Raw genomic sequence first — 333 nt, forward strand, 5'->3', positions numbered from 1 at the left:
CCATGCAGGCCGGGTTGACGGCATCCACGCCTTTACCCACCCGCACGGCTGCTCGCAGCTGGGCGATGACCTCTGCGGGACACGCGCCGCGCTGGCCGGGCTCGCTGCCAATCCCAATGCGGCAGGCGTCCTGCTGCTGGGGCTGGGCTGCGAATCCAACCAGCTCGACGCGCTGATCGCCAGCGTGCCCGAAGCCGCGCGCGGCAAGGTGCGGATGCTGACATCGCAGGCGGTGGGCAACGAGCTCGACGCGGCCGCCGCGCTGATTGACGAGCTGGTCGACCAGGCGACAGCCGCGCGTCGCGAGCCCTGCCCGCTGTCGGCGCTCACCGT

General features: G+C 72.1%; 1 protein-coding gene. It reads left to right on the forward strand.

The annotated features are described in order from the left end of the window. Positions 1–333, forward strand: a 333-nt coding sequence (locus tag ACT6Q8_RS25635; RefSeq protein WP_444739497.1) for a UxaA family hydrolase, incomplete at both ends; no start/stop codon positions are given.

Origin of the sequence: Niveispirillum sp. (assembly GCF_052437035.1) — a bacterium.
In the GTDB taxonomy this organism is placed as follows: Bacteria; Pseudomonadota; Alphaproteobacteria; order Azospirillales; family Azospirillaceae; genus Niveispirillum.